This window comes from Mucilaginibacter sp. GW821-FHT07G05, assembly GCF_059418565.1.
Genome location: NZ_JBWKQC010000005.1, coordinates 328,545 through 352,811, shown reverse-complemented (window position 1 = coordinate 352,811; position 24,267 = coordinate 328,545). Strand labels below are relative to the sequence as shown.

Annotated in this window: 19 protein-coding genes; 10 read left to right on the top strand and 9 right to left on the bottom strand. The window is 43.6% G+C overall.

The window, feature by feature from the left end:
• The first annotated feature begins 38 nt into the window (after positions 1-38).
• The 5 genes from AC07NA_RS15155 to AC07NA_RS15135 all read left to right on the top strand — a co-directional run bounded on the left by AC07NA_RS15155 (position 39) and on the right by AC07NA_RS15135 (position 4,660).
• Positions 39-1,367, top strand: a complete 1,329-nt coding sequence (locus AC07NA_RS15155) for an IPT/TIG domain-containing protein (protein ID WP_494898424.1) — start codon at positions 39-41, stop codon at positions 1,365-1,367.
• A gap of 197 nt (positions 1,368-1,564) precedes the next feature.
• The gene (locus AC07NA_RS15150; RefSeq protein WP_494898423.1) at positions 1,565-3,061 is read left to right on the top strand and encodes a right-handed parallel beta-helix repeat-containing protein; all 1,497 of its coding nucleotides are present in this window, start codon (positions 1,565-1,567) and stop codon (positions 3,059-3,061) included.
• 67 nt (positions 3,062-3,128) lie between these two features.
• Positions 3,129-4,127 carry a LacI family DNA-binding transcriptional regulator gene (locus tag AC07NA_RS15145; protein ID WP_494898422.1) on the top strand — a complete coding sequence of 333 codons (999 nt, stop codon included), beginning with the start codon at positions 3,129-3,131 and terminating at the stop codon, positions 4,125-4,127.
• Between the two features lie 54 nt (positions 4,128-4,181).
• A complete protein-coding gene (locus AC07NA_RS15140) occupies positions 4,182-4,319 on the top strand; it encodes a hypothetical protein (protein ID WP_494898421.1) in 138 nt (45 codons plus the stop codon).
• 62 nt (positions 4,320-4,381) lie between these two features.
• Positions 4,382-4,660, top strand: a complete 279-nt coding sequence (locus AC07NA_RS15135; RefSeq protein WP_494898420.1) for a type 1 glutamine amidotransferase family protein — start codon at positions 4,382-4,384, stop codon at positions 4,658-4,660.
• A gap of 403 nt (positions 4,661-5,063) precedes the next feature.
• On the opposite strand, the gene hxlA is transcribed toward AC07NA_RS15135, so the two are convergent.
• Together hxlA and hxlB are read right to left on the bottom strand one after the other, a co-directional pair.
• Positions 5,064-5,696 carry a 3-hexulose-6-phosphate synthase gene (hxlA, locus tag AC07NA_RS15130; protein ID WP_494898419.1) on the bottom strand — a complete coding sequence of 211 codons (633 nt, stop codon included), beginning with the start codon at positions 5,694-5,696 and terminating at the stop codon, positions 5,064-5,066.
• A 42-nt stretch (positions 5,697-5,738) separates the two neighbouring features.
• Positions 5,739-6,329, bottom strand: a complete 591-nt coding sequence (gene hxlB, locus AC07NA_RS15125; RefSeq protein ID WP_494898418.1) for a 6-phospho-3-hexuloisomerase — start codon at positions 6,327-6,329, stop codon at positions 5,739-5,741.
• 201 nt (positions 6,330-6,530) lie between these two features.
• Here hxlB and AC07NA_RS15120 point away from each other — a divergent pair, with 201 nt between their 5' ends.
• The 5 genes from AC07NA_RS15120 (at position 6,531) to AC07NA_RS15100 (ending at position 10,962) form a co-directional block, all read left to right on the top strand.
• Positions 6,531-7,394 carry an AraC family transcriptional regulator gene (locus AC07NA_RS15120; RefSeq protein ID WP_494898416.1) on the top strand — a complete coding sequence of 288 codons (864 nt, stop codon included), beginning with the start codon at positions 6,531-6,533 and terminating at the stop codon, positions 7,392-7,394.
• A gap of 314 nt (positions 7,395-7,708) precedes the next feature.
• Positions 7,709-8,575 carry an AraC family transcriptional regulator gene (locus AC07NA_RS15115; RefSeq protein ID WP_494898414.1) on the top strand — a complete coding sequence of 289 codons (867 nt, stop codon included), beginning with the start codon at positions 7,709-7,711 and terminating at the stop codon, positions 8,573-8,575.
• Entirely contained in the window at positions 8,572-8,973 is a 402-nt protein-coding gene (locus AC07NA_RS15110; protein WP_494898412.1) for a nucleoside deaminase, read from the top strand. Before AC07NA_RS15115 ends, AC07NA_RS15110 begins: the two co-directional genes overlap by 4 nt.
• Positions 8,974-9,091: 118 nt before the next feature.
• Positions 9,092-10,144 carry an alpha/beta hydrolase gene (locus AC07NA_RS15105; RefSeq protein WP_494898411.1) on the top strand — a complete coding sequence of 351 codons (1,053 nt, stop codon included), beginning with the start codon at positions 9,092-9,094 and terminating at the stop codon, positions 10,142-10,144.
• Positions 10,145-10,209: 65 nt separating this feature from the next.
• Positions 10,210-10,962 (top strand): MBL fold metallo-hydrolase, encoded by a 753-nt coding sequence (locus AC07NA_RS15100; RefSeq protein ID WP_494898409.1) that lies wholly within the window; start codon positions 10,210-10,212, stop codon positions 10,960-10,962.
• Between the two features lie 420 nt (positions 10,963-11,382).
• On the opposite strand, the gene AC07NA_RS15095 is transcribed toward AC07NA_RS15100, so the two are convergent.
• From AC07NA_RS15095 to AC07NA_RS15065, 7 genes are all read right to left on the bottom strand, one after another.
• The gene (locus AC07NA_RS15095) at positions 11,383-12,093 is read right to left on the bottom strand and encodes a hypothetical protein (RefSeq protein WP_494898407.1); all 711 of its coding nucleotides are present in this window, start codon (positions 12,091-12,093) and stop codon (positions 11,383-11,385) included.
• Complete coding sequence (locus AC07NA_RS15090; protein WP_494898405.1) at positions 12,090-16,601, bottom strand: IPT/TIG domain-containing protein; 4,512 nt, start codon at positions 16,599-16,601, stop codon at positions 12,090-12,092. The genes AC07NA_RS15095 and AC07NA_RS15090 overlap by 4 nt, the downstream gene beginning before the upstream one ends.
• A gap of 286 nt (positions 16,602-16,887) precedes the next feature.
• Positions 16,888-18,030, bottom strand: a complete 1,143-nt coding sequence (locus AC07NA_RS15085) for a VWA domain-containing protein (protein ID WP_494898404.1) — start codon at positions 18,028-18,030, stop codon at positions 16,888-16,890.
• 1 nt (position 18,031) lies between these two features.
• Positions 18,032-20,287 (bottom strand): DUF5682 family protein, encoded by a 2,256-nt coding sequence (locus tag AC07NA_RS15080; RefSeq protein ID WP_494898402.1) that lies wholly within the window; start codon positions 20,285-20,287, stop codon positions 18,032-18,034.
• 9 nt (positions 20,288-20,296) lie between these two features.
• Entirely contained in the window at positions 20,297-21,373 is a 1,077-nt protein-coding gene (locus AC07NA_RS15075; RefSeq protein ID WP_494898400.1) for an ATP-binding protein, read from the bottom strand.
• Positions 21,374-21,383: 10 nt separating this feature from the next.
• On the bottom strand, positions 21,384-22,865 hold the full coding sequence (locus AC07NA_RS15070) for a DUF5691 domain-containing protein (protein ID WP_494898399.1): 1,482 nt from the start codon (positions 22,863-22,865) through the stop codon (positions 21,384-21,386).
• Positions 22,865-24,178, bottom strand: a complete 1,314-nt coding sequence (locus tag AC07NA_RS15065) for an SWIM zinc finger family protein (RefSeq protein WP_494898398.1) — start codon at positions 24,176-24,178, stop codon at positions 22,865-22,867. The genes AC07NA_RS15070 and AC07NA_RS15065 overlap by 1 nt, the downstream gene beginning before the upstream one ends.
• Positions 24,179-24,267: the final 89 nt, after the last annotated feature.

The window sequence follows — 24,267 nt, the reverse complement described above, 5'->3', positions numbered from 1 at the left end:
TGCCTCATTATCTCTATTAACAAATAAGTATTATTACAATGAAGATATTTAAAAACATATTGGCAAGAATGGTACAGCGATACCTGATTGCCAGCCTTCTATTTGCGGTTGCTTTTACCGGTTGCAAAAAGGAAAAAGTCCCGGCACATGATTCTTCCGCACCCATTGGCATCACCGCTTTTATACCGGAAACGGGTAGCGGCGGTACGGAAGTGCTAATTACGGGAGCTAATTTTTCATCTGATACTTCAGAAATTTCAGTTACCCTTAATGGTGCGAAACTTAAAATTATTGGCGCCAATACTACCCAAATAATGGTGGTTATACCGAAAAAAGCAGGCTCCGGGCCAATTAATGTAACCATTGGCAAATCAGAGGCAAGTACGGGGGTATTCACCTATCAGTATACCAGAACGGTTACTACGCTGGCCGGATCGGGCAAAGCCGGTTTTGCTAACGGGCAGGGAACTGATGCCATGTTTGATTTTGGAGGTCAATCCTGGTACAGAAGCGGCGGTATTGTTGTTGACGATAACCTGAATGTTTATGTTGCCGATCCTGGTAATCATTGTATCCGGAAAATTGATACTGCCGGTGTTGTAACTACCTTGGCCGGTAACCCCCAGGTTTCCGGTTATGCAGATGGCAAAGGGACCGATGCGAAATTTGCATTACCCTATGATTTGGGTATAGATAGCCAGGGCAATATTTATTCAGTTGACCCCACAAACTGGGATATACGGAAAATTAGTCCTGATGGTACTGCTACAACATGGGCTTGGGGAAGCCAGTCTCCATGGAGTGTGGCTGTCGATAAACAAAGTGGTTATGTTTATTATTCCGGCTGTACCAGCCCGGGCACCATTTATCAGGTATCGGCACAATGGACTACAAATCAGGTGATAACAGGCCTTAACTACCCGGCCGGAATGGAATTTGACAAGGAGGGCAATTTATATGTATCAGGCCATGGCGACCAGGTGATCAAAAAATTTGCTTCTGGAAGTTGGACTGAGAGCATTATTGCCGGGCAGCAGGGCGTAGTAGGGTATGCCAATGGAGCGCCAACAGAGGCTAAGTTTGCCTATCCGTGGGGGCTTGCTATTGATAATAACAACAACATTTACGTTGCGGGTAACGGTACCGGTGACGGTGGAAGCGGTAACCCCGACCAAAGTATCAGGTATATTGAAGCCAATACATTTAAGGTAAGCACTTTCGCGGGAAGCGGCACAGCAGGATATGCAGATGCTATAGGCGGCTCGGCACTTTTTAGCGCCCCCACAGGTGTTGCCGTTGACAAAAATGGAACCGTTTATGTTTTAGATAAAATGAATAACCGTGTAAGAAAGATAGTTTCAGAATAATGGTTATCAGCATTAGCGCGGCATCCCGTTTTGTGGCCTAACAGCCAAATTAAATAAGTCTATATAGTTAAGTTCGTGATAGGTACTCCGTAGCAGGCATACGTTCTGCTACGGGCAAGTACCGCTGTTTTTAATTCAATTTTTTAATGAAACCGTATATCATTCTTCTTCTGTTTTTTGTTCTCTGTAATTACTCAATGGCCTCGGCCAAAAAAACAAATAATAAAGCAATTCAGCTGGTTGCTAAAGCCCATCATTATTATGTATCAGCTAAAGGAGACGATCGTAATTCGGGCAAGATAAATTCGCCTTTTAAAACGATCAGTTCGGCCTTAAGCAATGCAGGCCCCGGAGACGAAGTAATTGTAAGAGGCGGCACGTACTATGAAAAGGTAGCATTCCCAAGGTCGGGCTTAAAAGATAAAAGGATAACTTTAAGAGCATATCCCGGCGAAAAACCGGTGATAGATGGAAGTAAAACGGTGGTATCAGGCTGGATGGCGCTTGTTACTATCAGTAATGTAAAGTACATTACCATTGTTGGTTTTGATATATGTAATTTAATAAGTACTGAGGTTAGCGATCCTGAAGGAATTTCCATCAACGGCAATTCGCACCATATCACCATTAAAAACTGCAACATCTATAATATAAAAAACAATTTGCCTTTAGATAAATGGCGAAGCGCGCATGCCATACTCGCCGTAGGCAATGGTACAGAAGCCATTACCGACCTTGTTATTACAGGCTGCACCGTTCATGATACGCACACCGGCACAAGCGAAAATGTAACCTTGGCCGGTAATATTGATGGTTTTGTTTTTAACCATAACAAAGTTTACGATACAGAAAACATAGGGGTAATTGTTGCGGGCGGCGATGGTCTGAACCCGAAGGGAGATGTTGTTACCAACTATGCCCGTAACGGAGTGATCAGTGACAATATATTTCACAATAACTCCATGACCAAAACTCCGGAAATATGGGGACCCGACAGGTATGGAGCCATCTCTATTTATGTTTGCGGAGGTGCCGGCACTATCATTGAAAGAAATATTGTGTACGATAGCGACCGGGGTATAGGCTTGGTAAGCGAAAGTAATATATACCCTACGCAAACCTGCATTGTACGAAATAATTTCGTTTACAATTGCTACCGAACAGGAATTTACCTGGGCGATTACCTGGATTATACCAAAGGCGGAACCAGAAATTGTTACGTGGTTAACAATACCCTATACCAAAATAACCGTGTAGCAGGCGCCTTTGGTGAAATAGAAGGCGAGATAAGGCTTACGGAGAATTGCGACAATAACGTTATTAAAAATAATATCATTTACGCCCGCCCTGTAGATGTATTTATTCATAAGTACACCTCAACCGGAAGCAACAACATTATCGACAATAATTTATATTATACCCCGGGCACACCACAATGGATATGGAACAGCGTCAATGATACTCCGGTTACCGATTTCGTTACCTGGCAATCAGTGAGTAACAGCGATTTAAAATCAATTAACGGACGCGATCCTCTTTTTATTGATATAAAGCGCTACAATTTTCATATTAAAAATACCTCTCCGGCAAAAAATTCCGGGCATTTCGATTCCGGCAATATTAATGGCACAACAGACATTGATGGTAAAAGGCGTTTTGCTGGAAAGAAAATAAGTATAGGCGCGCAGCAGTAATTAAGCTTTGTTAGTAGCCATCAGTGGATTTTAAATAATTAAATGAATTAATTTAATCTTATTTATCGTGGAAAAGATACCTACAATGAAAGAAATAGCTAAGCGCTTAAAAATAAGTACTTCTACCGTATCGAGAGCACTAAAGGGGCACCCAAGTATTGGCCTTGTTACTACTATGCGGGTAAACAAAGTTGCGAGCGAATTAAACTATGTATGTGATCAAACGGCTGTTTTTTTTAAACAACGCAAAACTTTTACTATTGGTGTGATCCTTCCTGACCTGTCTGATCCTTTTTATTCTACTGCGTTAAGTGGAATAGAAAAATATGCCAGTGAAAAGAATTATAACATTTTTGTCGGTCAGTCATTTGGCGATCCTGAAAAGGAAAAGCGGATATTGGAGACCATGAGAAATCATCGGTTGGATGGTATCATCGCATCTAAAAGTGGAGCGGCATTGAATTATGATGAGTTTAAACAACTGAAAAATTATAACATTCCTGTGGTGTTTTTCGATCGTTTACCCGCTATTGAAGAATTATGTTATTCAACAGGGAGCTTAGAAGCCGAAATGTTGCAGGCTATTGATTGTTTGGTAGAAGAAGGACACCGCAACATTGCGTTTATTAACGGACCGGCCGGACTGCTATCAAGTAAAGAGCGTTTGGAGGCATACAAAAAAGGCATTAACAAACACAATATAAATATCAGTACAGAGCTTATTGTTTCTTCAGATTTATTCACGGCTCAAAATCATCAAGCTATGCTTCAACTTTTATCGCTGGAGTGTAATAAGCCAACAGCTATAATTGCGTTTGATGATAAAATTGTGCGGGATGCAAGGGCATTCAGAAAAAAATATAATTTGAATACATACCCACAAATAAGATTAATCAGTTTTGAAAACTACCCGGAATGTACATGGGCTAATAATTACATACGTCAATCTGATGAACGGTTTTATTGCAGGCAGGGAACAAAAGCCGTAGAAATGCTATTTCACCTTATTGATAGTTGTAAGTTGGAAATGCCCGTACCCCCAATTTCAATCACGGTGTTTAATTAGAAGCAGAGATGACTAAGATTGAAACGAATGGTGATCGACTAATATATACCGTTCATGGATAAACTACCGGTTAGCAACAAAAGGTTAGCACTGGAAAATTGGGAAGAGCTGACAGGGTATTTATCTTATCCGTTCCTGGATTATTTGCAAGCTACTGAACGTAAACTTCAGATGTTGCTTATGCAAATTTAACATTTTTACTAGGCTAAGCTCCTGATCAATGTGGATAATAAAAACAGGATCATCGGGACGGTTTGCTGAGCGCCGTTGATGAATCGTGCAATTGGAAATTCAAGGGCCGCAGGTTAACCACCTTCAGTGACGAGGAAGAAATGGAATGCGGAGATGCTGAAAATGCACCATGCCTGCTGGCTTCAGCGCTAAGAGCATACGGGGCGATCAATGAATGCGGTAAAAATAACCCGGGATCTTTTATAGTCCACTACGGCAACATGATCAGCGGACAGGATACGGCATCAAGTGCATCTATGGTGGACGCCGTTGTCGAAGCGCTGCAAAAAGAGCTTTTATAGCTTCATAAATATTGACCTGAATTATCATAAGTCTTTCAGAAATCTCATGCAATCCTTATGTGCGATCATGATTATAACGGTCAAAGACTTTTAAATAATCATTTAGGGGATAATTTCTTTAGAGAGCCGACAAATGTTGAATACGCAGAAGCTGTTGCAGGAAAATTGGCAGATTTACTTAATTCGAGTCAGAAATAATTATTGTCGGTCTTTGCTAATATTGCTGAAACCCGATCTTTAGTCACTAATTTGCCGCTGAAATATCATAACTAAATGTTAATAAGAAACTGTTTGGTTTCTGGATGCAAAAATAGATTTTGGACGACCAAATTAACGTATATCCTGCAAATTCAGAATATACGTTTTAAGTGAAACATTTTTTAATAGCAGATCCTATCGACAGTTATGCTTCATTGATAGCTTCGCGTAAAGCTTTGGCTGCTGCTGCAGGATCTTCAGCTCCGTAAATAGCTGCACCTGCAACCGCTACCTGAGCGCCGGCTTTAATAACTGCCGCGATGTTTTTCAGGTTCACACCACCTGCGATCGAAACGGGTACACCAGCTCTCGCTGCTTCGTCGATGAGCACCTGAATAGAATAACCTGCTGTCCACTGCTCGTCTAATCCAGCGTGCAGTTCAACAAACTCAACACCTAATTCAGTTACCTCCCGGGCACGTTTAACACGGTCGGGGTAACCGATAGTGTCAACTACCACACCTTTACCATGCGCTTTGGCCGCTTTAACGGCACCAATGATGGTGGCATTTCCGGCAGCACCCATAACGGTTACCAGGTCAGCGCCCGCTTTAAATGCAATGTCAGCTTCCAGTTCACCTGCATCAGCCGTTTTTAGATCAGCGAAAACTAATTTATCAGGATGTGCCTGCTTCATTGCGGTGATCACGGTAGAACCCATGTTTTTGATCAGTGGGGTACCCAGTTCAATAATGTCTACATACGGTGCAACTTTTGCGGCAAGCGCTAGTGCTTCCTCAGTTGTTAATAAGTCTATTGCTACTTGTAATTTTGCCATTGTATTATTTATTAGTTTAAAAATGATATGATTGATTATTAATTATTCCATGTTCGCGTGACGCTTCCAAAGCTCTTCCGCAGGTGTTCCGTCCAATTTCCATAACTCCGTAAATACCGCATCGCCCAGTAAGAGCACAGCCTGTTCAAAAAGACTCCCGGCATATTGTATTGATTTAGTACCGTTATGATCTTCTTTTTCTGCCGCTGGTATCAGGATGTGTACATCTGCTAACCCGGCCAGTGTAGAGGATGCTTTAGTGGTCATTGCCATGACACGCGCACCAACCTGTTTTGCTTTTTCGGCGGCTTTAACGATCGTTCCCGTTGTTCCTGATCCTGAGGCCGCCCATAACAGATCCCCTTTTTGAATAGCCGGGGTGGTTGTTTCGCCGACAAAGAAAACGCGCAACCCCAGGTGCATCAGGCGCATCGCAACCGAACGCATGGCAAAGCCGGAACGGCCCGAAGCGATCAGGAAGATGGCCGACGCCTCATTGATATTCCTGATCAGGTCTCCGAAATTATGGTAGTCGATCGCCTCTGCCAGCAGCGTATTCTCCTGTATGATCTTTAACAAATGTGCTTTTACAGCAGCACCGGTGTCTTTATTAGATTGGTTTGTTGATTCCATTTCAATCATTTAATTCTTCGGCAAAAGTATCATCTGTGCTAACGGAAATCGTTACACAAACAGCCAGATTGGGTGGATTATCTGGAAATTAGATCAAGTTAAAGTCATTAATTTTGAGTCCTATAGACATCATTTCCGAATAGTCCACCTTAATTATCTGATTGTCCACCAGCTTTATTTTGTAGTACTTACCTTTACATAATGACGAATGATATGAAGGAAAGCCGCCTGGAGAGTGCGATGATCTACATCAGGAATTTACATAATTGCCCACCAAGCTATTTGAATGATCCGGGAAGAAAAGACTTCTTTGAGATTGTATGGTTGAAAAATGAAGACCCGTTGCATGCTTTAAAAACCAATGATTTTGAGGTTAAAGGTGACTGGATCTACCTGATCCCGCCTTACCGTGTACATCAGCTGAATAAAGCGGGTAAAAACGGGGAATTAATATCTTTTAAAAGAGAGATACTGGAGGAAGAAGATAAGGAGTTTTTACTGGACATTTTCAAGATCTTTAATGTGCAGGGTGAGTTTTCCTGCCTCAGATTGGATAAAGCTGCGGCAGATGACCTGGGTGGCATTTATAATTTATTGATCGGCGAATACCAAAAATCATCGGGGGACCTGATGATACTGAAAACTTTGCTGAAAGTGTTTTTGTTGAAACTGATAAAGGTTAAAGAAGAGGAGTTCACTACGCATGATATCCACCAGAAAAGGGTTTATGAGTTTCTGATGTTGCTGGAAGGGAATTATTTGCAGGTTAGAAATATCGACTTTTATGCAGGCAAACTGGACATTAGCTCCAAGCGGTTAAACCAGATCCTTAAAGAAAAATTGAATAAAACCGGTACACAGATCATTCATGACCGTATCATACTGGAGGCCAAAAGACTGATCATACACAGCGAGCACACGATCAAAGAAATAGCCTTTGAGCTTGGCTTTTCTGACCGTCCTTATTTTAGCCGTTTTTTTAAGAAGCAAACAGGTCAAACACCGGATGAATTTCAGAAACAGGCTCAAAATCATTTGAAGCTGAAATCGAATACCTTAATTTAACAGTAAAATAAAAAATCGTGGATAATCAAAACTTGCCGGAGACTTCCCTATTAAAGTTTTTTGAATGATACTTTCCGCTTAACATGGCGGAACGCAAGGAGGTCGTATCGCGGTTTACAGAACACATTGTCAAGCGACGTGGTTTTATCTTACAGCAAGCGGATATTGCCAAGTATTTCACTTTTGTAGTTTCAGGTTGTTTTAGACATTATGTGATCGATGATTCAGGGAAAAGGCAATTATTTGGACAACCCAATCAGCTTGAGAGAACCCATTTAATAATGCTATCTTGGTAACAAGATACTTATATATATATGTACTTAGAACACACTGTCCCGAAAACTAATGGTAAGCTTATTTTTATTCACAAGGAATTGACTTTGGGGCAGGTGTTTAAAGACAAAACCGCGAAAGAACAATTGCTGACCATAGCACTCAATACGGGCGAAAGTCAGAAAGTCACCATCAACGAGTTGAGTTATGACTTTCCATCCGGGTGCATTGTGCCTCTCGTATCCTTGCAAACCTTCAAATTTGAAAAGCCGGAACATATCACCGCCTGGCAATATAACCGGGACTTTTATTGTTTGGTGGATGCATACTACGAGATCAGTTGTATCGGTTTATTATTCTTTGGGTTCAGCGGAAATATCTTCCTTAGGTTGGATGAGACGCACCGCAATAAACTGGATCACCTGAAAAGGATGTTCATTGAGGAATTTGAAACCAAAGACACTATCCAGAGTGATATGCTCCAAATGCTGTTAAAACAATTGGTGATTATTACGACAAGGCTCGCCAAAGAGCAGTACATTAACGAAAAGATCTACCAGGATGATAAGTTCGATCTCATCAGACAGTATAATGTACTGGTCGATAAACATTACAAAAAAGAGCACCAGGTGCAGTATTATGCGGAGCTGTTAAACAAATCGCCTAAAACACTGACCAATTTATTTGCACAGTATAATTACAGGTCGCCATCCTTGATAATTCATGACAGGATCACCAGTGAGGCAAAGCGGTTGTTTTATTACACCGACAAGTCGGCTAAGGAAATTGCCTACGAGCTGGGTTTTGCTGAAGCTGCGCACTTTAGCAGGTTCTTTAAAAACGCCACCAATCAAAGCACTACTGATTTCAGGAAGAACCAGGTGATTACAGGAGAATCACCGTCATGAATGATCACGCTGTTTATTTAAAACGCTGCCTGGAACTTGCTCAACTGGCAAAGGCAGAAGGTGAAAACGCGGTAGGAAGTGTGCTGGTGTTGAACGGCAAAATCATTGGTGAGGGTTACGAAAAAAGCCATCAGCAAAAAGATGTTACCCGCCATGCCGAAGTCGTAGCTATTCTCGACGCGGTTACCAAACATGGTGATTGCAGAGGCGCAACAATCTATTCAAATATAGAACCTTGTATTTTATGTTCCTACGTTATCCGGCATCATCAGATTGCTGCCGTCATTTTCAGCAACTATTGCGGGGAATTAGGCGGAACCAATCCACAGTTTAATATTCTAACCACAAACGATTTTAGCTCCTGGATTAAAGCCCCCGAAATTATCATCATCCCCTAAAATACTTTAATCAAGGTAAAAACGCCAACTCTTCGGGCGGTATATCCATTTTTTGAGGCCTCATTCCAAGGCACCTTTGTATTGTCAATAAAGACATAAACACTTTAACAACAATACAATGAAAACTCAAATCAAAAAATCAGGCAAAAAAGCAATCGCGTTGGTTGCAGGCATTATTTTAACCGCAGCAACAACAAATGTCAATGCTCAAATCAAGGATTACACTACAGACGAGCATTTAAGCCCTGTAGTACGTTCATTCTTGGGGGCTATTCATGATGGCCCAGGCATAGAAACTCTATCAAAGGAAAATGCCCGCAGAGTGCTTGAAGGCGCACAAGCCAGTGTTACCTATGATTATTCAGGCATAACTGAATCAGAAAAAACAATTACCGAGGACGGTGTAACCGTTAAAATATTTATCATGCGCCCTAAAGGTGTTACGGGAATATTACCCGCGTTCATCTTTGTCCATGGCGGTGGCTGGATATTAGGCGATTATCCAACACATAAACGCATGGTTAGAGATTTGGTATTGGGATCAGGCGCGGCAGGAGTATTCGTAGAATATACCCGCACACCGGAAGCGGCCTATCCAGTGGCCGTTAATGAAGTATATGCTGCTACCAAATGGGTGTCAGAACATGGTGCAGAAATTAAACTTGACAGTAAAAGGTTAGCCATCATCGGCAACAGTGCCGGTGGTAATATGGCTGCCGTAGTTTCCATCTTAGCTAAAGAACGTAAAGGCCCTGAACTTAAAACTGTTATTTTAATGTGGCCAACTACCAATACTGATTTCACCACAGAATCATTCAAATCATTTGGTGCCGACAGGTTTTTAACCACCAAGTTCATGGATTACTTGTATGACTTATACGTTCCTGATCGTAGCAAACGAAATGATATTTACGTATCTCCATTATTGGCTACCATTGACCAGTTGAAAGGGTTGCCGCCAACCTTAATACAAGTTGCTGAAAATGATGTATTACGCGACGAAGGTGAAGCATATGGCCGCAAATTATTAGATGCCGGAGTTATCGCAACCACCGTAAGGTACAACGGCATGATTCACGATTTCGGATTGCTGAATCCGCTTTCAGAATTGCCACAAACCAAAGCATTGTTTATCCAGGCATCAGCCCAACTGAAAACGTTCCTTAAATAATCAGTCATCCGTTACCTGTTATCCAAGAATTGGATAGCAGGTTTTTTACCCTTAATTCTAATCAAATGAAAATTACAAGATTATCTTGGGCTGGCCTGATGCTGGAAAGCGCAACTACCACCCTCTATATAGATGCGCTGCAAAACGTGGCTAATATGAGACCATTTTTAGGCGAACCAAAGTTTCCAATATTATCGGTTCCCTTTACCAAAACATTAACCGCTCATGCTTTGGTTACACACATTCATCAGGATCACTTTGACCAGCCGCTATTACGCGAACTGATAGGCAGCAAAGGAAATATTTATGGGCCCGAAACTGTAAAAGCTTTAGGGGCAAATAGCGGCTTAGAAGTTCAGGCTGTTAAATTGAATGAAACATTTATGGTAGGCGATTTCCAGGTAACCGCTGTTCCAGCGGTAGACTGGATCGGCGATGAACAGGTTTCTTATGTGATAAGCAATGGCCAGCACACTATTTTGCACGGTGGCGATACCAACTGGCATGGCTACTGGTGGAAAATTGCGCAGCAATACGGACCATTTGATACCACCTTTTTGCCGGTTAATGGTGTGGTAGGCGCAGTCCCTGGTATCATGCCAACTGCTGAAATGTTTGGTACGATGACTCCGGCACAAGCCGTAACTGCTACCCGTATACTCGGTGCAAAAATATTGGTACCAATGCACTATGCACAATTCCATAATGCACCAGCTTATACACAATATCCTGATCTGGATTATGCCTTAAATCAAGCCGGTTCGGCTCAGGAGATCAATATACGCCGTTTACAGGATGGGGAAACCGTTATACTTTAGTATTCTGTACCATAAATATAAATGATGAATACCTTAAGCGTTATAAATTCTTAGCGAAATGAACATTCGATTCAGGTCACATAGGTAAGGCCTATCTTTATGAATCTCAATAAGCAACCCTCGGTTGTTCTTTGAAATAGGGTCGGCTAATTATATTAAAGAAAAGCCTGTTAAATTTTTTTAACAGGCTTTTGTAATGTCAAAAATTGAAAAATAATGCCTGCTATTGTCTGGTTATCCACACCCCGGGTAACAGGATAGTATCAAAAATGACCTAATTTAGGTCGGGTAATTTGTTTCTGATTTGGTGCTAAAATATCATAACTTACTGATAATCGGTTGAAAATTGCTTTCTGTATCGGGGCAAGTGATTCGTGTTAAGTTATTTATAACTACTTATTTATTATTCGATAAAAGCTATTATTGATTCGCAAACTGAAAAATGGCAGATTCAGATGTGTTGCCATTAACATCGTGCGTAACAACTTTCCAATAGTAGGTGGTATTTTGTTCTAAACTAACGCTAAGATAATTATTAAAAACGTTCGACTGGTATAAAGGCGGAGAAGGTGTTTTACCAAAGTACAGATCATAGCCGGTAATGTTATTATTTACTGCACTACCATCCCAGCGCATAACATAAGAGGTGTTGTTTAGTAATTGCCCCAATAATGGTTCTTTCAGTTCGGCCGGGAACGGAGCATAATAGTATGTGGCCTCGCCGCTATTGTAAAATTTCCATATGGCACTGTTTGTTATGTGTTTATCTCCACTTTTGGTATTAAATATAGTTGTAACATTCCATCTGTAAGGTGTGCCGCGTTTAAGCCTGCTGGTTATGCTGTTTATTACCGTTTCGTGTTCAACAGTATCATGAGTAAGCAGGTCTTCTATAACAACGTTATAACTAATGGCATCTGTCACTTTGCCCCAATTAAAAGTGACATCACTTAAGTTGCTCGAAACAACCGTACCGCTAACACATATTTCATTTTGCGCGGGCGTTATCAGTGCGGCTATACCGTATACCGGCTCTGGTTCAGGCTCCGGATCTGGTACTGACGCGTTTTTTTTAGCGCAGCCTAAAAGCAATATAATAGCTACAAAAATACCGGTAAACTTTTTTTTCATTTTGTTATTTTAATGATAGTTTTTTTATTGTCGAGTATTACGGTGAGGGCGTATACACCGGTGTAAATGTCGGCTACGTCAATAGTAATTGTGCCTTTACGATTAACGAAGTTGCCGCTGTAAACAAGTCGGCCGGTTGCCATATCGTTTATTTTAATCGCGGCCTTACTAATTATTCGGCTGCCAATATTAATGTTCAATGTATTTGTAAAAGGGCTCGGGTAAGCTAATACTGCGCTTGTAACTGCAATGTTTTTTTCAACAGAACCCTGGCAAGCCAGATCTGTTGTCACCATTAGGCGGTTATCGCCCTCGGTTAGCGGTAAAGTAATGCTGTTTGCTGAAGTGCTATATTTTTCACCATTTACTTCAATATGGTACACATCACCTCCGGATAGTTGAAGGGTTGCACTATTGTTAGCGCGGTCAACAGTGGCAAACATGCTCAGGTTGGCAGGCTGTTTCACGGTAAGTGTGTAACATTGCTGGTAAGCAGGCTGGCCATCAACTGTAATGCAAACCGTATAGGTGCCTGCCGGCAGGTTGGTTATACTGGTTGTTTTTGTAAATGATACTGTTTTGCTGAGTGTACCGGTTATAGTAGCTGTATAATTGTACAGGGCGTTAGCAGTTATGTTGATTGCACCATTAGCGGCCCCGTTACAGGCGTTGTTAATAACCAGAACGTTGAAATTATTTGCCGGTAAAATAAATACCGTTTGCACTGCAACCGGCAATGAGGTTAATTTGGCAGCACTTTCGAACCAGGCCGTTACGCTATAATTGCCAGATTCGCGTGCAGTGTAAGTATCAGCGGTCGCACCGTTTATTGGCGCGCCATCTTTATTCCATTGATAATGGATCAGGTTATCTGAATTGCTTACGTCAAGCTTCACCGAACCTCCGGTATTAAACACTAACGGCGTGGTGTTAACAATTTTCGGAACCTCCACATACACAAATTGAGTAAGTGAAACTCCTGTAGATTTAGGGGTGGTTATCGTAATATAACCTTTGGCGCCCTCAGCTACCTCGGCGGTTATTGTAGTAGCTGAATTGACAGTGAATGATTGTACGGGCACTCCGCCTACGGTTACTGAAGTAGCTCCCGTAAATTCATCACCTTTAATGGCTACAATGGTGCCTTTTCCACCCCCCTCCGGCGTAAATGATGTTATTTGTGGGGCGTCAATGAGGTTGCGCAATATCCAACCACCGCTGGATACAATGTCCGGGTGTTGGTCGCCATCTAAATCAATCACATTCATTGGCCATTGGCCATCAGCAGCTACTGCAATTGGGGGGCCAAAAGCCATTTTTCCGTTTAATGAAGTATTCTGATACAGGCTTAATTTGTTAACGCCACCTGCTATCAAATCAACCCTGCCATCACCATTAAGGTCGCCTATGCCAAGGTGAGGGGAAGTAAATCCTGTATATTTAAACACCTGGGTAAATTGAACATGGCCCGGCGTACTGTTGTTTTTCAATATAACTATTCCATCGCCCGTGCCTACAATTAGTTCGGGCTTATTATCGCCGTCAAAATCAACAACAGCGATGTCGCTTATCGGGTCATTAAAATTTAAGGTAATAGGGTAGGCGTAAGCTGTATCTCCTTTTGTGCTATTGTTAAGAACAATAAAAAGATCTTTATCATGCAGAGAAAATATATCCGGTTTTGTATCGCCGTCTGCATCAGCTATACGCATCTCATTAAATCCATTCATGCCCTTTTGGATGTATTCCTTATTACCGTCCTGATCCAGATCATACAATACAAGACTACTTACATCGCCCCAGTAACTTTCTGAATTGAACCACCCCGCCACATTGGGAATGAAATCGGCAAATTCCTCATTTTCGTCTTTCCTTAGCCGTATTTTTGTAAACGCGAATACATTTTTTGGTCTACTTCCAGAATTACCATCGGCTTGCGAAAGCACATCCAGTTCACCATCATTGTTCCAGTCGGCAACAGTAGCGTCAATCCATCTGCCCCATTCTGTTCTAAGACTCACAGTTAAGTGTGAAGTTTTAAATTTGAAAAGCCCCGGCTCACTTTTATTAAACTTTACAGCAACTACATGCCTGGTATTGTTACCTACGGCAAATATCATTTCGGGCTTTCCATCACTGTCAATGTCGCCAAGCCTTACTGTAGATGACTCGCCTTCGGCAGAAAAATTAAATTTTGACCCGAAAGATTTTTCTGTAATAGGACCACCATTTTTGAAAGTAGGTGTAAAGTTTGCGGCAGAGTAACAAGTTGAGTTACCGGTTATCAATGTAATTTGACCGTAAAGGGCACCTGTAGGTATTGTAACTGTAACAGAATTAGATGTTGCAGACGTAACTTGTGCACGTACCGAGCCAAAGTATACGAAGTTTTGCGAACTCGTATTGTTGAAGTTTCCGCCTTTTATAGTGATACTTTCACCGGGATTGCCGGACGTGGCAGATATGGAAGATATGTAAGGTTTTTTATTATAAGTAAACCCATTAAAAGTGTAACTGCCCGATGTTGTAGTTAACTTAATTACACCTTTGCTGCCTTCGCCCAATATTACACGTACTGCGCCATCGCCATGTGTGTCTTGCATTTCTCTTACAGGCTGCCCGTCAACTGTTACAGAAAGTATATAATCATAATACATACCGGTACCGTAAATAGTAACTGGTGTGCCGAAACCACCGGTAGTGGGGTTTACCGAGGTAATTACCGGCAAAATTTTATATCCTTTGTATTGGGCGGCGCCATTAGGCGAATAAAGAATAATATCGCCCGAAAGAACATTAGGTACCTCCATTTCAATTTGTGTAGGTGAAACAAGGGTATAAGTAGCCTCTTCAAGCCCGGCAAATTTCATGCTGGTTACATCATTGAAATTTTTTCCTTTGATAACTATCTTGCTTCCTACTGTGGCTGCCGCCGGTTCAATTGAGGTAATAACAGGAGCCGGCAAAAAAACAAAGCCATCCGCGCTTACGCTGCTGCCATGTTTAGTAGTAATGGTTACTTTGCCTGATGAACCTGCGCCCACCTGTGCTGAAATAACATATGAAGATACCGTAAATGATGTAGCCGGAACTCCACCAAAGCTCACGCCTGTAACATCATCAAGTTTGTAACCAGTAATTTTAACCATGGTACCCCGTGGAGCGCTTTTGGGTAAAAAATCGTCGATTATGGGTTGTTTGCTAAATGTAGTATACTGTGTTGCTGTATCAGAAAATTGCTTATTTGATACTATTAATTGCAATGTATCATTTGGGCCGTAAATAAATGGTATATAGCCGGCGTTATAGTTGGTGCTAAATGTTTTGCCGTTCTTTAGCCACTTGTAAGTATAGCCCGATTTACTGTAATTGGTAAGTTTTAAAGAACCGCCCGATTCCACCGCGCTCTGATCCATCGTAAACACTGCTTTAGGTATAGGCAAACCGCCGCCGTTAGTACTCAACTGTAAAAAGCCGTGCCCACCACCGGCCCATAGATAATTGCCTAATAATTGCATATCTATTAATGGGTAGCCCAGGTAAGTATACTTATTATCGCGAGGCAGTTTTTCCCACACTTTACCTGTATTAGTGGTTTTATAAACATCAAAATTATTGCTTAGCGCATAACCTGTAGAATCGTTGATAAGCACTATTTTTTCGGCTATAAAAGGTGTTACTTGTTCGTCATTTTGTTTTAGCCAATTACTGCCGCTGTTGCCGGTTTTCCAAAATGTTCCGTTTGATGTACTTAACAAACCCTCTTTGTCATTTAAAAAATAAACGTATTTTAAGTTTTTTTCGGGCAGGGCAGGGGCAACCCAGCTAATACCTCCGTTGGTAGTTATATAAAAAACATTACTATTTCCATAGCCACTAAATGCAATTGCTTTATTATCATCAAATGCCTGCACGCCTGTAAAATGAGCTTCGTTATGTGTTTTAACCACCTGCCAGGTAAGACCGCCATCCGTGGTTCTTATGATCTGGTCATAATCGGAAGCGTAACCAACTAACGCATTAGAAGGAAAAGCCATATCAGTTACTTCCGAGCCCGGCACAAAACGGTGTTGCGAATAATAAACCACCTTAAATGTATCGCCACCATTAGCTGAATACAATATTACCGGTACAAGGCCGTAATCGCCGTATACGATTATCTTATTTTTATTGAAGGCCTTAACACCCGATATTCCAAAACCAAATGTGAGATTTACGTTATTTCCGTTAAAATCTACATTACTTAATGTTATCTTCTTTTGTGTAAAAGTTCGCCCGCTATCTGTAGTAAAACCAATGAACCGGCTAAACGCCATGTATCCTTCGGCTGCACTGTACATGCTGATTTTACGTAGATGATTATTTTCGTCGCTTTCAAGATGTATGCTCCTTAACTGTGCAAAACTTATTGCAGGCATTACAGTAAATAGCGTAATAAATAGTATTACCGTAAGGTATTTATTTATAAAGGCACTAAGATTTGCAGGCGGGGTAATAGGGGTGGGCATAGAGAAATATGATAAGGCTGTTTAGCAGCATCATAAAACAATAATTTATGACGTGTACGAAAATAAATAATATCAGCTACTTAGGGAAATATTATTTAACGAACATGTCATTTTAAACCATCAGGCCGGAAAAAACTACGAAAGATGTCTCCTATGCGTGCTTGACGCGAACAGAGGGCAATTCAGCCTGGTGCTTGGAGTGCTTATTTGATGTAAAAAACCATATTTCGAATGCCGCGAATAGGAACAGAAACAGCTCTCGGCAAATACCGGAACAATTATACGATCATTTCCTGATCACCAGATCTTCCCTGGCTGCCCATAGGGCGATATCCTGTTTCGTTAGCGCCGCTGCCATCAGGTCCGGAAATTTATCCGGCGTGCAGGCAAATACCGGTACACCCAGATCGGCCAGAAACTGCGCGTTATTGTGATCATAAGATGGCGCGCCATCGTCATTCAAAGCCAGTAACACAACCAATTGTACACCCGAGGCCACAATCTCTGTCATACGCCGGCGCATATCTTTTACGTTACCGCCTTCGTAAAGATCGGTGATCAGTACCATTACGGTATCAGATGGCCGGGTAACAATTTGCTGGCAGTAGGTGAGGGCGGCATTAATATCAGTACCACCACCCAACTGTACGCCGAATAATAGCTCCACCGGGTCGGTTAGTTCATCGGTCAGATCGGCCACGGCGGTATCAAACACCACCATTTTGGTTTTTACTGCCGGGATAGAAGCCATTACGCTACCGAAAATACCGGAATACACCACTGATGAACCCATGGAGCCGCTTTGATCAAGGCAAAGGATCACATCTTTTAATGATGACCTTTTACGGCCGTAGCCAATACGGGTTTCGGGGATAATCGTATTATACTCCGGCAGATAATGTTTCAGGTTTTTGCGGATGGTGGCGTTCCAGTTAATTTCATTATGGCGCGGCCGCATATTGCGGATACTTTTGTTCAGGCTGCCTACGATAGCCTGTCGCGTGGGTTCGGCCAATTTTTTTGTCAGTTCATCTACTACTTTGCGCACTACCTGCCGGGCCGTATCTTTGGTTTTGTTTGGGATTACGCGGCTCAGCGTCATGAGGGTGGCTACCAGGTGTACATCGGGCTCTACGGTTTCCAGCATTTCTTTTTCAAAAAGCATTTGCGTGAGGTTAAGGCGCTTAAGGGCATCCTGCTGCATTACCTGCACTACGCTCGACGGAAAAAATTCACGGATATCGCCCAACCAACGACTTACATTTGGGGATGACGCACCCAAGCCTCCACCACGTTCGCTATCATACAGCGCTTCCAATGTGCGGTCAACCTTCAGGTCAGTTTCATCAAGCTGATATTGCGTACCATCCTGTTGATTGCCGCCCAAAATGAGGCGCCACTTACGCAGGTGTTGTGCTGTTGTTTCCATTTCAGGTGTTTTTTATGTTTAGTCCCAGGAGCTCAATCATTACAGGCAAGCCTTTTTTGCCGCGTTCTGCATCAAAACCTGTTTCAGTAATGGCATACGGGGATTTGCCGTCTGCGCCGCCTGATTTTGCTTTCTCGCCAATCTTGCGTCTTTCGGGCGGCGAAAAATGCGCGAAAGTACGGCGCAGTAAAGGAAGTACCTGGATAAATATCTCTTTTTCGAGGCTGCTTATCCAGTTATCTACCACCAGCCAAAGGTCTTCATCCAGCAACAGCAGGGTGCCGCTGCCCCTTAAAAAACCTTCCAGCCAGGCGGCAGCCGTCATAGGCGCGCTGGCCTGCGACATGGCGTAGCTGAAATACTGCATCAATTCTTCGCTGGTTACTATGCGTGCATCGTTCAGCAAACGGGTGCTGTAGCCGCCGATAACAGGCGTGGTATTTTTATTTCGGGCAATAATCAGCAGTGTTTGTTGCCACTCCTGCATCATATCCTGCTGCTGTAAAAGGCTTACACCATCATTCAATTGCTGGAACAAGCCAAGCAATTCTGCCGCCGCTTCTTCATCAATGCCCACACAGGCGCTGGGTAAGCTTACGCATACACGCGTGAAAATGCTGCCAATGATACCCAGCACCATGTCCATATCGGTTTTCCGTACGTTGCCATAGCGGGCCACACCTATCAAACCCGGAATAGATTGCATCAGCGCTAATACATCTGCCGATGCCGCCGCGACATTATTCAGTCGTTGTATTAACGCTTCAATGGCATCAGGCAGTTCGGCGGGGATACTTCGTTCAAGCAGCTCGCTGATAATTTTTAGTTCTGTAGCCTCGCGCAGTTGGCTAAGCACGCTGCCCGTTGCTGCCTCCGCAACCGTATTGCCAAGGTTGCCGCGTTCAATGATATCTACCGAAAAGCCCGGATCCCATTGCAGCCGCCATTGTTCTTTAAACGTGCCTTTACCCGATACCTGTTGCTGCTTGCCCCAGTTAATGCCCAACAATTGTAAACGGTGAAGTAATACGCTGCGTTGCAAGTCGGTATCGTTACGCAGATCCAGCGTGTAATCTTTAAAATCAGCAGTGGGGGGTAAACGCAGTTTCTTTTGTTGTTTTTCAATATCCAGTTGCAGCGGCGGTTTCGGAATATCGGCAGGTACTTCGCCAATGCGGTGCCCAACTATTAATTCCTCCTGTACAAGTTGCAGCAAAATGCGCTCACCATTGCAAAATACACTGAGTACAGCCTCATTCATTTCCTCCAGCCCGGCCTTGGGTAACCCACGCATTGATGCCAGGGCTTCTGAAAGCCTTACTGCTTCAATAATATGCGCGGTGGAAGTGTCCATTTCCTTTTTACGGAATAACCGGGCTACGTCAGTTAACCACAGGGTACCATCATCGGCAGGATTGTGCCAAATATGACTGTACCAGCCCGGCGAGTTAATGCCTGCGCCGTAACCGCTGTAAAAGCTTAACCGGTTGAATGTCCAGGGGATCCAGGTACATTCTGTTTTTGTTTTTGGCAGGCCTTTCAGTAACTCGTTATCTTCTTTCTGACTAACTTTTGCCTTTAAAGCCGGCACATGCCATGCGCCGCAGATGACGGCGATAGTATGGAACATTTCCTTTTCGGCCTGGCGGATGGTTTTGCGCATGTAGGCCTCACGCATATTTTCCAACCGCTGGTCACGCTTCGGGAAACTTTCGCGCAGTGCCTGCATGGCTTCGGCTACCGCGTCAAATACCTCATTGTTATCTGTGCGGTATTCAAAAGCATGTTCCCACCATTTCTCACTATCGTTAAAACCGGCCGCGTCTGATAGATAGCTGATCGGGTTCCTGTGTAATTGTTCGTAGGCCTGCGCGTCCTGGTTAATATGTTCCGGCTCCATATCCGGCACTTCTTTTGCCTCTTCGCGCTGCGTTTTTTCAATCAGCATTTGATTGCCGGCCGGCAGATCCATAAAACGTACATGAATGTTTTGCGCCCTGGCATATTTAATAGCCTGCCACTCGGGCGAGAAACCAGCAAAAGGGTAAAATACCGAGCGCTGAGGATCGTCCGGCTGGTAACAAAGCAGCGCCACAGGCGGAACAAGCCCGGCATTGCCCACCCAATTTAAAAGGGCATCGGCCTCCGGCGGTCCTTCCACCAGTACAATGTCGGGTTTTACGGCTTCCAAAAATGCCTTCACATTTCTGGCCGAACCGGGGCCATGGTGCCTGATGCCTAAAAGATGTACGGCCATAGCAGTTTATTATAAATCGCGGCAGGCGCGGTAAATGTCACTCCAATCATTACGTGGTTTTACCACGGTTTCCAAATATTCCTGCCAGATTAGTTTATCCTGCACCGGGTCTTTTACCACCGAGCCAATGATACTGGCAGCAAGATCTGACGCTGTTAACTTTCCATCACCAAAATAACCGGCCATGGCCATGCCGCTGTTAACTACAGAAATTGCTTCGGCAGTACTTAAGGTGCCGCTGGGTACCTTGATCTTGGTTTTACCATCCAGTGTAACACCGCTTCGTAACTCACGGAAAATGGTAACAATGCGGCGGATCTCCTGCAATGCAGGTGGTTCAGCAGGCAACTCCATTACCTTTTCAAAACTTTCCACACGGCGGCGCACAATGTCTATCTCGTCATCAATTGAATCAGGGAGCGGCAGTATCACCGTATTGAAACGTCTTTTCAACGCGCTCGATAATTCATTGACACCCTTATCCCGATTATTTGCCGTAGCGATGATGTTAAAACCTTTTACGGCTTGCACCTCTATATTCAACTCAGGAACCGGCAAGGTTTTTTCAGATAAAATAGTGATCAGCGTATCCTGTACATCTGAGCCGATACGGGTAAGTTCTTCCAGTCGTACTATCTTTCCGTCTTTCATACCCCTCATTACCGGTGTTTCAACAAGCGCTTCTTCAGAAGGACCCTGCGCAATCAGTTTGGCGTAATTCCAGCCGTAACGCACGGCTTCCTCACCGGTACCGGCAGTACCCTGAATAATGAGGGTAGAATCACCGCTGATGGCTGCCGAAAGATGCTCGCTTACCCAGCTTTTAGCAGTACCGGGTAAGCCGTACAGCAGCAGCGCGCGATCGGTTGTGAGCGTGGCCACCGCAATTTCCATCAAACCGCGGTTACCAATGTATTTGGGCGTTACCTCAAATCCATTTTTTAATTTACCGCCCATCAAATAGCTTACCACCCCCTGCGGCGTGAGCACCCAGTTGGCCGGGCGCTTGCCGGTATCCTGCTTTTTTAGTTCTTCCAGTTCATGCGCGAAAACCTGTTCGGCGTGCTGACGTAATATGTGTGACATTTGGTTGGTATTATACGTTAAAAACTTGTCGTGTTTGTTGTTTGAGGGCTAACAAGCCTGCCAGGTACTGGCGGTGCTTTTCCCAGGATCCATGCAGGCTGGCATTGGCCGGAGCAATGCTATCTAGTTTGTTAAGCACGCCGGTGTTGATCAGTTGTACGGCTGATTTAAAAAAGCCGCGGTTATATTGATAAGGATTGTCGGCCATGAAATGTAATGCCGCAAGGGTAAAACCCGGCTGCCATTCCTGTTCCGCGCTTAAAGCATGTTGAATGATGGCCATGGGATCTTGTTTGAAAAAACGCAACAGATATTGTTCCTGTTCCGCCGGGTTCAGTTGGGTAAATAAACCGTGATAAAACTGTGGTTGTTCCAAAAGTAGCTTTATCCAGGCTGTAGCATTAAACCGGATAACGGCCTGCGTTAATGCCGGCAGTAAGGCTTTGGCATATTTTTCAAAATACTCCACCACTTGCGCAGGCGCTGCATCAAACTGTTTTTCCCAAAAAGAAGGCGGAACGGATCTTGTTAATTGATAGATGATATACGTGTCGTCGCTAAGGCCACTTTTCGCCCCGGCCAACTTTTCGATGCCGCTTTTGAAAATGCTTTCGTCCAGATTAGACGGTAACTGTTGCTGAACAGATGTTTTATTGACTAAGCCCAGCAAGCCCTTCTCTTTTTTTATAGTGACCGCTTGTTGCAGTACTTCTTCATATTTTTTCAGTATAGATGAGCCCGGGATAGACTTAAGCAGATCAAGCACAGCCTCTTTTACCTTAACACTTTTTTCGGTTTGTAAACTTTCCAACCATTCCAGATCGGCAGGGCCAAGGTTTGTTTTAAGCAGGTTAAGGAAGTCTGTTTTAGTGGCTGCGTTTTCTTTCTCCCAGGTATCTTTTACTAATTGAAGTGCTTCATTGGGCGCTGTACTTCTTATCGTTTGCAGTACTTTTATCCGGTCGGCAGGTTTGCCATTTTGCCAGAGTTCTTCTGTAGCAGCCGGTTTGTAAAAATCCCATTCGGGGTTTAAACTACTTAGCCATTGCCCACGCTTACCGCCACAGGCAACAACCAGCGATTGTAGTTCATCGTTCTTCTGTGCTTTGTCCAGTAAAGCCGGCAAAAACTCGGGTAAAAGTAGGTGTCCCTTGCCGGCACATTGAAGCAGCCAGAATTGAAGCAGCCACTCGTTATCTTCTTCCAGTATTTGCTTTAATATTGTTGCAGCGGGGGCAGTGCAGTAGGGTTGTGTTTCCGTTTCGGCTTTTGGCAGCGTTACTTCGGGTTTATTTAAGGGCATGTAACCACACTGCCGGTAATTATACAGCACCGTAGCTTTAGCTAAAAAAATATCGTCCTTGTCCGCGTTTTCCCGGCTGTCTATCATGACATTGATCCCGGCAATTTCTTCCGGTATTTCTGCCCGTGAAGTAATGGCCTTATCTGTCCCCAGCATAGCGGCGTTTATAATATCATTCCAGGCCTTCATCAAATGCTTTTATATAGTTGTTGCTGCCATACGCCAATCGGCCTGTATTCACCTTCCCGCCCAATCACCGCCATGGTAAGCGGTTCACCGCCGCTTAGCGTTACCAACGGCCACAGCTGTGTAAAGTTACCCGGCAGTCGGCATAAATTTCCTTGCCCATCCTGTAACCACCACCTATGCTGGTATTGTACCAGTTTTATACCTGCTACAACGGCCGGCATTTCATTACGAAAGGGTAGGTGGCTGTTTAAAACCGTTTCCTGTTCTGTTACCTGTTGCCAGCCAGCCAGTACCTGAAAATCATGCTTTGGTGGTGTTATCAGTTTATAGGTTTTTATCAGTGCCCTGTAAGGCACTGCCGAAGGGAAAAACACCAGTTCGGCTTCTAAATATATCCCCGGCGAAAGTGTTATCTGAGCGGATTGCCCGCGCGCAATAAATTGCAGAAATAGCGCGAACCTGCCGGTTTTTAGGCCGTAAAGCCAATTGCGCTCTACGGTGATCTGCTGCTCATCGGTAGCTTCCTTACCCAGCACCAGCCAGGTGTCGGTCACCCCGGCCTGTTGCTTTAATTCCTCCTGGTTAATTGTAAAACCGATGGCAGACCGGATATCCTGTTGTAATGCTTCATTAAGATCAGGCAAACGTTGATAGGCCTGCGCAACTGTGTACAATTGCAGTAGCTTGTCCATAAACTTGCTTTGCCAGCCGTCCTCCCAAAAGTTAGTTTCGCCCAGCGCCCGTACCATAGCCGCCAGGCCACCGGCCTGGGCATCGATCATACGGCGCGCCATGCCATCCCAATAGACGGCATTCTTTTCAGGCATACTTAAAATACCATTGCGAACAATGTCTTTGAGCCAAATCATTAGCTCGGCAATGCCATCGCTTACCTTTTGTTCGCGCGCTTGTTGGCGTTTGTTCTGGGCATCGGGGTCTGTTGGTTTATCAGCCTGTTCGGCTTTCTTTTCTGCTTTTTCTGTTTTCTCGCCTCGTTTACCAATCCAGTCGCTAACCCAGCCAGGCATTTCTGCTTCGGCAAATAAAGCTGTTTTCCGGCTGTATAATAGTAATAAACCCAGACCATGTTTACATGGAAACTTACGGCTTGGACAGGAGCATTTGAAAGCTATATTAGTCAAATCCACCTGGGTTTGGTAGGGTTTACTGCCGCTGCCCTGGCATTCGCCCCAAAGCGCCTGCGGACTGATGGCAAGCGTTACCCATTTGCCGGGCACAGCCAAAGCGCTCCCCGCCTTTTTAGAGGCTTCATCCGGCGCTAAAGAAAATATCTGGTCTTCAGTAAATTGCAAAACAGGTGCTTTTGTGATAAATTATTTTAAAGGCGAGCTAAAATAACATAAAACCATTCAGCTTTTTATAAAAATAATGACTTTGTTTA

Excerpts from the sequence above, each read along its gene's own strand:
- AC07NA_RS15150 (WP_494898423.1), top strand. The coding sequence starts at position 1,565 with ATGGCCTCGGCCAAAAAAACAAATAATAAAGCAATTCAGCTGGTTGCT.
- AC07NA_RS15075 (WP_494898400.1), bottom strand. The coding sequence starts at position 21,373 with ATGTCACACATATTACGTCAGCACGCCGAACAGGTTTTCGCGCATGAA.
- AC07NA_RS15070 (WP_494898399.1), bottom strand. The coding sequence starts at position 22,865 with ATGAAGGCCTGGAATGATATTATAAACGCCGCTATGCTGGGGACAGAT.
- AC07NA_RS15115 (WP_494898414.1), top strand. The coding sequence starts at position 7,709 with ATGTACTTAGAACACACTGTCCCGAAAACTAATGGTAAGCTTATTTTT.
- AC07NA_RS15095 (WP_494898407.1), bottom strand. The coding sequence starts at position 12,093 with ATGAAAAAAAAGTTTACCGGTATTTTTGTAGCTATTATATTGCTTTTA.
- hxlB (WP_494898418.1), bottom strand. The coding sequence starts at position 6,329 with ATGGAATCAACAAACCAATCTAATAAAGACACCGGTGCTGCTGTAAAA.
- hxlA (WP_494898419.1), bottom strand. The coding sequence starts at position 5,696 with ATGGCAAAATTACAAGTAGCAATAGACTTATTAACAACTGAGGAAGCA.
- AC07NA_RS15155 (WP_494898424.1), top strand. The coding sequence starts at position 39 with ATGAAGATATTTAAAAACATATTGGCAAGAATGGTACAGCGATACCTG.
- AC07NA_RS15120 (WP_494898416.1), top strand. The coding sequence starts at position 6,531 with ATGACGAATGATATGAAGGAAAGCCGCCTGGAGAGTGCGATGATCTAC.
- AC07NA_RS15105 (WP_494898411.1), top strand. The coding sequence starts at position 9,092 with ATGAAAACTCAAATCAAAAAATCAGGCAAAAAAGCAATCGCGTTGGTT.
- AC07NA_RS15090 (WP_494898405.1), bottom strand. The coding sequence starts at position 16,601 with ATGCCCACCCCTATTACCCCGCCTGCAAATCTTAGTGCCTTTATAAAT.
- AC07NA_RS15085 (WP_494898404.1), bottom strand. The coding sequence starts at position 18,030 with ATGGAAACAACAGCACAACACCTGCGTAAGTGGCGCCTCATTTTGGGC.
- AC07NA_RS15100 (WP_494898409.1), top strand. The coding sequence starts at position 10,210 with ATGAAAATTACAAGATTATCTTGGGCTGGCCTGATGCTGGAAAGCGCA.
- AC07NA_RS15080 (WP_494898402.1), bottom strand. The coding sequence starts at position 20,287 with ATGGCCGTACATCTTTTAGGCATCAGGCACCATGGCCCCGGTTCGGCC.
- AC07NA_RS15110 (WP_494898412.1), top strand. The coding sequence starts at position 8,572 with ATGAATGATCACGCTGTTTATTTAAAACGCTGCCTGGAACTTGCTCAA.
- AC07NA_RS15140 (WP_494898421.1), top strand. The coding sequence starts at position 4,182 with ATGGATAAACTACCGGTTAGCAACAAAAGGTTAGCACTGGAAAATTGG.